The sequence below is a fragment of the Microbacterium umsixpiens genome (assembly GCF_053543675.1).
Genome location: NZ_JBLVOH010000009.1, coordinates 14044 through 21790, shown reverse-complemented (window position 1 = coordinate 21790; position 7747 = coordinate 14044). Strand labels below are relative to the sequence as shown.

The 7747-nt window shown below is 68.2% G+C and carries 7 protein-coding genes; 4 read left to right on the top strand and 3 right to left on the bottom strand.

Annotated features, from left to right (window positions below):
* Positions 1 to 112 precede the first annotated feature (112 nt).
* Complete coding sequence (locus ACNPM4_RS00875; RefSeq protein WP_448984382.1) at positions 113 to 1453, top strand: DUF1254 domain-containing protein; 1341 nt, start codon at positions 113 to 115, stop codon at positions 1451 to 1453.
* A gap of 15 nt (positions 1454 to 1468) precedes the next feature.
* Here the strand turns inward: ACNPM4_RS00875 and ACNPM4_RS00870 are convergent, their stop codons facing one another.
* Together ACNPM4_RS00870 and ACNPM4_RS00865 are read right to left on the bottom strand one after the other, a co-directional pair.
* On the bottom strand, positions 1469 to 2566 hold the full coding sequence (locus tag ACNPM4_RS00870) for a VIT1/CCC1 transporter family protein (protein ID WP_262000922.1): 1098 nt from the start codon (positions 2564 to 2566) through the stop codon (positions 1469 to 1471).
* Positions 2567 to 2711: 145 nt separating this feature from the next.
* The gene (locus ACNPM4_RS00865; protein ID WP_029263412.1) at positions 2712 to 4454 is read right to left on the bottom strand and encodes a DEAD/DEAH box helicase; all 1743 of its coding nucleotides are present in this window, start codon (positions 4452 to 4454) and stop codon (positions 2712 to 2714) included.
* A 148-nt stretch (positions 4455 to 4602) separates the two neighbouring features.
* Here ACNPM4_RS00865 and ACNPM4_RS00860 point away from each other — a divergent pair, with 148 nt between their 5' ends.
* Positions 4603 to 5430, top strand: a complete 828-nt coding sequence (locus ACNPM4_RS00860; RefSeq protein ID WP_448984381.1) for an SGNH/GDSL hydrolase family protein — start codon at positions 4603 to 4605, stop codon at positions 5428 to 5430.
* 7 nt (positions 5431 to 5437) lie between these two features.
* Here ACNPM4_RS00860 and ACNPM4_RS00855 read toward each other — a convergent pair whose 3' ends face one another.
* Positions 5438 to 6238: a TrmH family RNA methyltransferase gene (locus tag ACNPM4_RS00855; RefSeq protein ID WP_448984380.1), complete on the bottom strand. Its 801-nt coding sequence runs from the start codon at positions 6236 to 6238 to the stop codon at positions 5438 to 5440.
* A gap of 115 nt (positions 6239 to 6353) precedes the next feature.
* Here ACNPM4_RS00855 and ACNPM4_RS00850 point away from each other — a divergent pair, with 115 nt between their 5' ends.
* Together ACNPM4_RS00850 and ACNPM4_RS00845 are read left to right on the top strand one after the other, a co-directional pair.
* A complete protein-coding gene (locus ACNPM4_RS00850; protein ID WP_448984379.1) occupies positions 6354 to 7193 on the top strand; it encodes a Sir2 family NAD-dependent protein deacetylase in 840 nt (279 codons plus the stop codon).
* On the top strand, positions 7190 to 7747 hold a 558-nt coding region (locus ACNPM4_RS00845), incomplete at its 3' end, for a histidine phosphatase family protein (protein WP_448984378.1). The genes ACNPM4_RS00850 and ACNPM4_RS00845, both read left to right, overlap by 4 nt.

The window sequence follows — 7747 nt, the reverse complement described above, 5'->3', positions numbered from 1 at the left end:
GGGGCCCTTCTTCTTTGTCCGCACGCGACGCGAGGTAACGCACGAGTGACCTCATCCGAGGGGGATGATCTCCTCCCCCTGCACGCGAACGACTCTGGATAGCCTGATCCGCATGACAGCCCTCGATGCCGATCGTTCGACGATTACCCAGGCCTACCTTTACGGGTTTCCGCTCGTGTTCAACCTCGATCAGGTCACGCGATACACGACGACCGGAGTCGGCGCCAACCCCGCCGCCCGGTTCAACACCTTCAGCCACGCTCGGACGCTCGCAGGGCCGGCCGATACGTTCGTCACGATCAACAACGACACGCTGTACTCGATGGCGCAGGTCGACCTCAGTGTCGGCCCGGTCGAGCTGCAGGTCCCTGACACTGCCGGCCGCTACTACGTCCTCCAGTTCGTCGACGCATGGACGAACAACTTCGCCTACGTCGGACATCGCGCGACCGGAACGGGCGCGGGGACGTTCCTCCTCGTTCCGCCGTCCTGGACCGGCGACGCCGGAGATACGGTCGTGAGCCGATTCCCGACGACGATCGCCTCGATAGTCGGACGCTGGGCAGTGAGCGGTGATCACGAGCTCCCCGAAGTACACGCACTCCAGGACGCCACGACGCTGACGCCGCGAGATCCTGATGCCGTTCCTGCAGGCCTCGCTGTCCCCGATCCCGACGTACCGGGGAGCGCGCTCTTCCTCGAGAAGCTCCGCGTCTGGTCGCAGCAGTTCCCACCCGCACAGCGTGATCGTCCGTTGCAGGACTCGCTTGCCTCTACGGGGATCGCCGTGCGGGGCGCATCACCCTATGCGTCGATGCCGCTCTCCGACGCCGCGCGCCTGGTCGGCGACATGGACGCCGCCAAGGAGACCCTCCATACGATCCTGACGCACGGCTCCAGCCCGGAGGAGAACGGGTGGAAGCTCACCTTCCACGCCTTCGACTACAACCTCGACTACTTCGAGGTCGGTGCCCTGGATGACGACCGCTTCAAGATGACCGACCCCGAACTACGAACCGCCGAACGCGCAGCTGCCGCGCTCGGCGGTCTATGGGGCAACCACCCGTACGAAGCGGCGTACATCATGACGTACGTCGACGACCGCGGAGATCAGCTCACCGGTGCCCGGACATACACGCTGCGTCTGGACCCCGAGCCGCCCGTGTCCGCCTTCTGGTCATTGACGATGTACTCAGTTCCGGAGTTCTACCTGGTGGAGAATCCCATCGCGCGGTACTCGATCGGCGACAGGACCGCGGGCCTGGTCCGCGATGCGGAAGGCGCTCTCACCATCACGATCAGCCATGCGCGACCCGAAGACGCGACGGCGGCGGCCAACTGGCTTCCCGCCCCGGCCGGAGACTTCCGGCCGGTGATGCGGATGTACGAGCCCGATCCCGCCGTTCTCGACCGCCGCTACACGGTCCCCGCGATCAATCGTGTGGAGGGGTGAGTCCGCGCACGCCCCTTAGGCTGTGCCGACACCGAACACGAGACCGAGCACGTACGTGATGGCGGCGGCGCCGAACCCGATCGCGAGCTGACGGAGGGCGCGGCGCAGGGGCGGGCCGCCCGAGAGGACGCCGACCATCGCGCCGGTGCTCAGCAGTGCGACACCGACCAGGACCAGGGCGACGATGATCGCGGCGGTGCCGTGGAGCCCGAAGATCCAGGGCAGGACCGGGATGATCGCGCCTGAGGCGAACAGCAGGAAGCTCGAGATCGCCGCCGTCCAATCGCTTCCGACGATCTCGTGATCGCCTCCAGCCTGGATGTTCACAGGCCCGGTCGCCGCACGGCTGACGCCCGCCTGCGCCGCCGCGACGATGCGTCGCGCGCGCGACAGCGATTCCTCCTGATCCATGCCACGCGCCCGATACACGAGCGCGAGTTCGTTCTCGTCGATGTCGAGGTCGCCGGCTGCAGCATGAGCGTCCTCATTCGCCTCTGTCGCGGCCAGCAGCTCGCGCTGCGAACGCACCGACACGAACTCCCCCGCCCCCATCGACAGCGCGCCGGCCAGGAGCCCGGCGATGCCGCTGAAGAGGACGAATCCGGAACTGACCCCGGTCGCACCGATGCCGAGCACCAGCGCGAGGTTGCTCACGAGACCGTCGTTGGCGCCGAAGACGGCGGCGCGGAACGACCCGGAGAGCCGCCTCCGCCCCCGCGCGGCGAGTCCGCGGACGACCTCGTAGTGCACCTTCTCGTCGGCGCGCATCGCCGGGGTCGCGTACTGCTCGGAATCGTAGGGCGAGCGCGCCTCGGCGCTCTGCGCGAGCGCGAGCACGAAGATGGACCCGAAGCGGCCCGCCATCCAACCGAGCAGCCGGGAGCGGAAGCCGGCGCGCGGCAACCGTGCGGGCTCGGCCCCGAGAAGGTCGAGCCAGTGCTGCTCGTGGCGGCGCTCGGCGTCGGCGAGCCTCAGGAGGATCTCCCGCTCCTCCCCCGTGCGGCGTGCCGCGAGCTTCTGATACACGGCGCCCTCGGCGCGTTCCTCGACGAGGTAGCGGGCCCATCGCTTGCGATCAGCAGGGGTCGGGTCGGCGGCAGCAGGCGCTGTCATGGATCCTCCAGGTGTCCGGTGCCCAATGCGAGGGCAACCGTTCAACGCTAGCCTCGGAGGCTCGACGCGACCGCGCTCAGACGCGGATTGACAGCATTTCGGGGATCCGAAGCACGGCCGCCGAACAAGGCCGACAGACGATCGCTCAGGAGCGTACGCGCTTGCGCAGGACCTCGATACGCGACTGCAGCTGTGTCACGGTCGCCTGCGCCACCGCCGGTCCGCCGCAGATACGTCGGAGCTCGGCATGCACCGCTCCGTGGGGCTCGCCTCTCTGCCGGGCATAGAGGCCCACCAGACTGTTCAGGAGCTGCCGCTGCTCCTTGAGGGTGCGATGGAGAGGCGGCGGAAGCGTCGTCGTCTCCGTCGGCCCGGTGGACGCCTCGCGCGCCTCTCTCAACCGGGACTGTCGCGACTGGCGCTGCATGAGCAGCTCGTGCACGTGCTCGGGTTCGAGAAGACCCGGGAAACCGATGAACTCCTCCTCCTCGGGGGTGCCGGGCTCAGCCAGCTGGCCGAACTCCTGGCCCTCGAAGACGACGCGGTCGAAGTGCGCGACCGAGGAGAGCGCCTGGTAGCTGAACTCCTGCGTCAGCGCATCCGAGGTCTCCTCTTCGCGGTTGGCGCTTTCGAGCAGGGAGTCGTCGAGTCCGTCTTCTTCTTTGGACTGCCGGTCGAGCGCATGGTCTCGCTGCTTGTCCATCTCGTTCGCCAGACCCATGAGCACGGGCACCTGTGGCAGGAACACGCTGGCGGCTTCGCCCCGACGACGGGCCCGCACGAATCGGCCGATCGCCTGGGCGAAGAAGAGTGGGGTGGACGACGACGTCGCGTACACACCGACCGCGAGTCGCGGTACGTCGACGCCCTCCGACACCATGCGGACCGCGACCATCCAGCGGGAGTCGTTCGCGCTGAACTTCTCGATCCGCTCGGAAGCGGTCGCGTCATCGGAGAGCACGATCGTCGGCTGCTGCCCCGTGATGCTGTGCAGGATCTTCGCGTACGCCCGTGCCACCGTCTGATCGGTGGCGAGTACGAGGCCACCGGCATCCGGCACATGATGGCGGATCTCGGTGAGGCGGCGATCTGCGGCCGACAGCACGGCCGGCATCCACTCGCCTTCGGGATCGAGCGCCGTGCGCCAGGCCTGGGACGTCACATCCTTCGTGTTGTCCTGCCCGAGGTGCGTCTCGAGTTCGTCGCCGGTGGTGGTGCGCCAGCGCATCTTGCCCGCGTACATGTGGAAGAGCACGGGACGCACGACCCCGTCGGCGAGGGCACGGCCGTAGCCGTAGTTGTAGTCGGTGCGCGAGACGCGTGCGCCGGATTCGTCGGGGTGGTACTCCACGAACGGGATCGGCGCTGTGTCGCTGCGGAACGGCGTTCCGGAGAGCAGCAGTCGGCGTTTCGCGGGGCCATAGGCGTCGCGGATGGCGTCGCCCCAGCTCAGCGCGTCCCCACCGTGATGGACCTCGTCGAGAACCACGAGTGTCTTGGCGTCTTCCGTCAGATGCCGATGCACGGACGACTTCGCAGCCACCTGCGCGTAGGTGACGACGGCACCGTGATAGTGACGTGCCGGCGCCCAGTCGCTGTTGCGGAATCGCGGGTCGAGCCGGATGTGCACGCGAGCCGCCGCATCCGCCCACTGTGTCTTGAGGTGCTCGGTCGGCGCCACCACGATGATGCGGTTCACTTCGCCGATGCGCATGAGCTCGACCGCGAGGGTGAGGGCGAAGGTGGTCTTGCCTGCACCGGGTGTCGCCGCGACGAGGAAGTCTCGCTGATCGGCTTCGAAGTACTGTTCCAGCGCCTCCTGTTGCCAGGCGCGCAGCTTGCTTGCGGTTCCCCAAGGGGCACGCTGGGGAAAGGACGGAGAGAGCATCGACTCCACGATAATCGGTGCTGCGGACACTGGCGCACGTGCCGCGCTTCTCGCGCGCGTCCCTCCCTCGGGCCGGCGCGTGCGAGTAGGCTCGGTCACTGCGCTGCGGCCACCGCCGCCTCGGCAGACGTTCGCGAAGGAGAGCTGGATGACCGACCAGGATTCGACTCGGACCCCGTACATCCCCAACGAGACCGCACACCCGTGGCGCCGTTTCGTCGCCACCGGAGACTCGTTCACGGAGGGCATCGGAGACCCGGATCCGGCGCACCCCGGCAGCCACCGCGGCTGGGCCGATCGGGTGGCAGAGGTGCTCGCCGCCCAGGTGGACGACTTCGCCTACGCGAATCTCGCCGTCCGCGGGAAGCTCATCGCGCAGATCGTCGCCGAGCAGATCGAACCGGCCGTCGCGCTGCGTCCCGACCTCGTCTCGATCTGTGCCGGGGGCAACGATGTGATCCGCCCGGGCACCGACCCCGACGCCATCGCGAGTCAGCTCGAGGATGCCGTGGCGCGGCTGTCATCGACGGGAGCGGCCGTCCTCCTGTTCACGGGCATCGACACCGGTTTCACGCCGGTTTTCCGCGCCTTCCGCGGCAAGGTGGCCATCTACAACGAGAACATCCGCGCGATCGCCGAGCGCCACGACTGCATCGTCGCGGACCAGTGGGCGCTCAAGGTCGTGCAGGACATGCGGTTCTTCGACGACGACCGGTTGCACTACAACGCGCTCGGCCACCACGAGGTCGCACGCATGGCGCTCCGTGCCCTGAACGTCCCGAACGACCTCGAGGCCATGCAGCCCGAGCCGTACCCGCTGCGGACCTGGCGCGAGGCCCGATCCGAAGACCTCGGGTGGGCGCGCGAGCACCTGATGCCCTGGGTGCTTCGTCGACTGCGGCACCAGTCGTCGGGCGACAACCTGGCCGCGAAGCGCCCTGAGCCCTCGCCGATCATCCTTCCGCCGCGGGACTGACCTGGGGTCAGCCCTTCACCGCCCACAGCGCCACGGCTGCTGCAGAGGCGACGTTGAGAGAGTCGACACCACCGGACATCGGAATCGTGACGACGGTGTCGGCACTGTCGATCACCGTGCGGGAGAGACCGTCGCCCTCCGAGCCCATGACGAGGGCGACGCGCTCGGGGCGGTCGGCGACGTAGGCGTCGAGTGTCACCGCATCGTCGCGCAGAGCCAGCGCTGCGATGTCGAAATGCGCGGCATGGAGGTCTTCGACGGCTGTATCCCAATCGGTGATCCGCGTCCACGGGACCTGGAAGACCGTCCCCATGCTTACGCGCACGCTGCGTCGGTACAGCGGGTCCGCTCCCCCGGGCGACACCAGCACGGCGTCTGCCCCGAGACCGGCTGCCGCACGGAACGCGGCACCGACGTTCGTGTGATCGCCGATGTTCTCGAGGATGAGCACGACGAAGGCGCCGTCGATCACGTCTCGAACCGTCGGCAGCTCCGGGCGGTGCATCGACGCGATCGTTCCACGGTGCACGGCGAAACCGGTCACCGATTCCGCCACATCGTCCGGGACGACGTACACGGGCACGTCGAGATCGCCAACGATTCCACGGATGTCCTCCACGCGGCGCTCCTGCACCAGCACAGAGCGCGGACGATGCCCGGCTGCCACCGCACGGGCGATGACCTTCGTCGACTCCGCGATGTACAGCCCGCCCACCGGTTCACGGATGGTGCGCAGCGCCGTGTCGGTGAGCCCGCGGTAGTCGTCGAGGCGCGGATCGTCGGCATCGGTCACAGGCACCAGTCGCATGCGTCCCACTCTGCCACTGCTCGCACCCCCGCTCCGACGCACCGTGCGCCGTCGACGAGCTGCTCGCTGAGTCCGTCGCATCTCGCCACGCCGTAGACTCGCTCGAGGAGGTCCTGTGAGCGTCTCGAACACCGCCGAGCTGTCGGCCGCCATCGCCTACGCCGCCGAGCTGCTGCGGGACAGGCGCATCGCCCTCTTGACAGGCGCCGGCATCTCCACTGACTCGGGAATACCCGCGTACCGCGGAGAGGGCGCCAGAACCCGCAGCGACCCGATGACGATCCAGACCTACTTGGGCGACGAGGCGGCACGACGACGCTATTGGGTCGGCGGCCACCTCGGCTGGCGTGCTTTCGCGCGTGCAGAACCCAACGCCGGTCACCTCGCGGTCGCACAGCTCGAGGCTGCCGGGAACGTCTCGGGCGTCATCACCCAGAACGTCGACGGACTCCATCTGCGCGCCGGGAGTTCGCACGTGATCGAGGTGCACGGCACGATGCGTCGCGTCTTCTGCCTGCAGTGCGGCCAGGTCTTCGATCGCCGTGACATCGCGGTGCAGATCGAGGAGCGAAACCCCTGGATCACCGTCCCGGAGAACGTGGCGCTCGCCCCCGACGGCGATGTGCTTCCCGAGTCCACCGAGGGCTTCATCGTCCCGGTGTGCACGGTGTGCGGCGGGATGCTGAAACCCGATGTCGTCTTCTTCGGAGAGTATGTCCCGCTGGACCGCTTCCGTGCGGCAGAGTCGCTGCTTCGCTCCAGCTCCGCCCTCATCGTCGCCGGCTCCTCGCTCGTCGTGAACTCCGGCGTGCGGCTGGTCGAGCGGGCCCGACGCCGCAACATCCCTCTGATCATCGTCAACCGCGAGCCGACGCGTGCGGATGCCTGGGCCGATGTCACCATCGCCGCAGGCACCAGCGACGTGCTCCCCGCACTCCAGGAACTTCTCTCGTGACCCACCTCACCCTCATCCGCCATGGCCAGACCGATTGGAACCTCGCTCGACGAATCCAGGGTTCGACCGACATCCCGCTGAACGAGACCGGGCGAGAAGACGCGCGGAGGGCAGCCGAGACCCTCGCCGCCAGCACGCATCACGCGGTGTACACCAGTCCGCTGCTGCGCGCCAAGGAGACGGCCGAGATCATCGCCGACAGGCTCGGACTCGAGGTGGTCGGTGTCATTCCCGACATCCGGGAGCGCGAGTTCGGCGACGGCGAAGGCATGCTCGTCGAGGACTACATCTCGACGTACGGCGACTGGCACGCCGAGGTTCCGGGCGCGGAGTCCTTGGAGCAGGTCGGCGAGCGTGCCATCGCTGCGCTCCACGCGATCGCCCGTGAAGCGCGGCGCCGCTCGGCCCCGCAAGCGGAATCGGTGCTCGTGGTGGCACACGGCGGCGTCATCCGCGCTGTGATCGATCATGTCTCCGGCGGGACGCTTCCCCGCGACGGGGAGGTCCTGCGCAACGGGTCCGCACACCGCTTCGTGGCGGCACCGGGTTACCGT

What these genes read in the sequence shown, in the direction of transcription:
- ACNPM4_RS00875 (WP_448984382.1), top strand. Translation starts at nt 113, where the DNA reads ATGACAGCCCTCGATGCCGATCGTTCGACGATTACCCAGGCCTACCTT.
- ACNPM4_RS00870 (WP_262000922.1), bottom strand. Translation starts at nt 2,566, where the DNA reads ATGACAGCGCCTGCTGCCGCCGACCCGACCCCTGCTGATCGCAAGCGA.
- ACNPM4_RS00865 (WP_029263412.1), bottom strand. Translation starts at nt 4,454, where the DNA reads ATGCTCTCTCCGTCCTTTCCCCAGCGTGCCCCTTGGGGAACCGCAAGC.
- ACNPM4_RS00860 (WP_448984381.1), top strand. Translation starts at nt 4,603, where the DNA reads ATGACCGACCAGGATTCGACTCGGACCCCGTACATCCCCAACGAGACC.
- ACNPM4_RS00855 (WP_448984380.1), bottom strand. Translation starts at nt 6,238, where the DNA reads ATGCGACTGGTGCCTGTGACCGATGCCGACGATCCGCGCCTCGACGAC.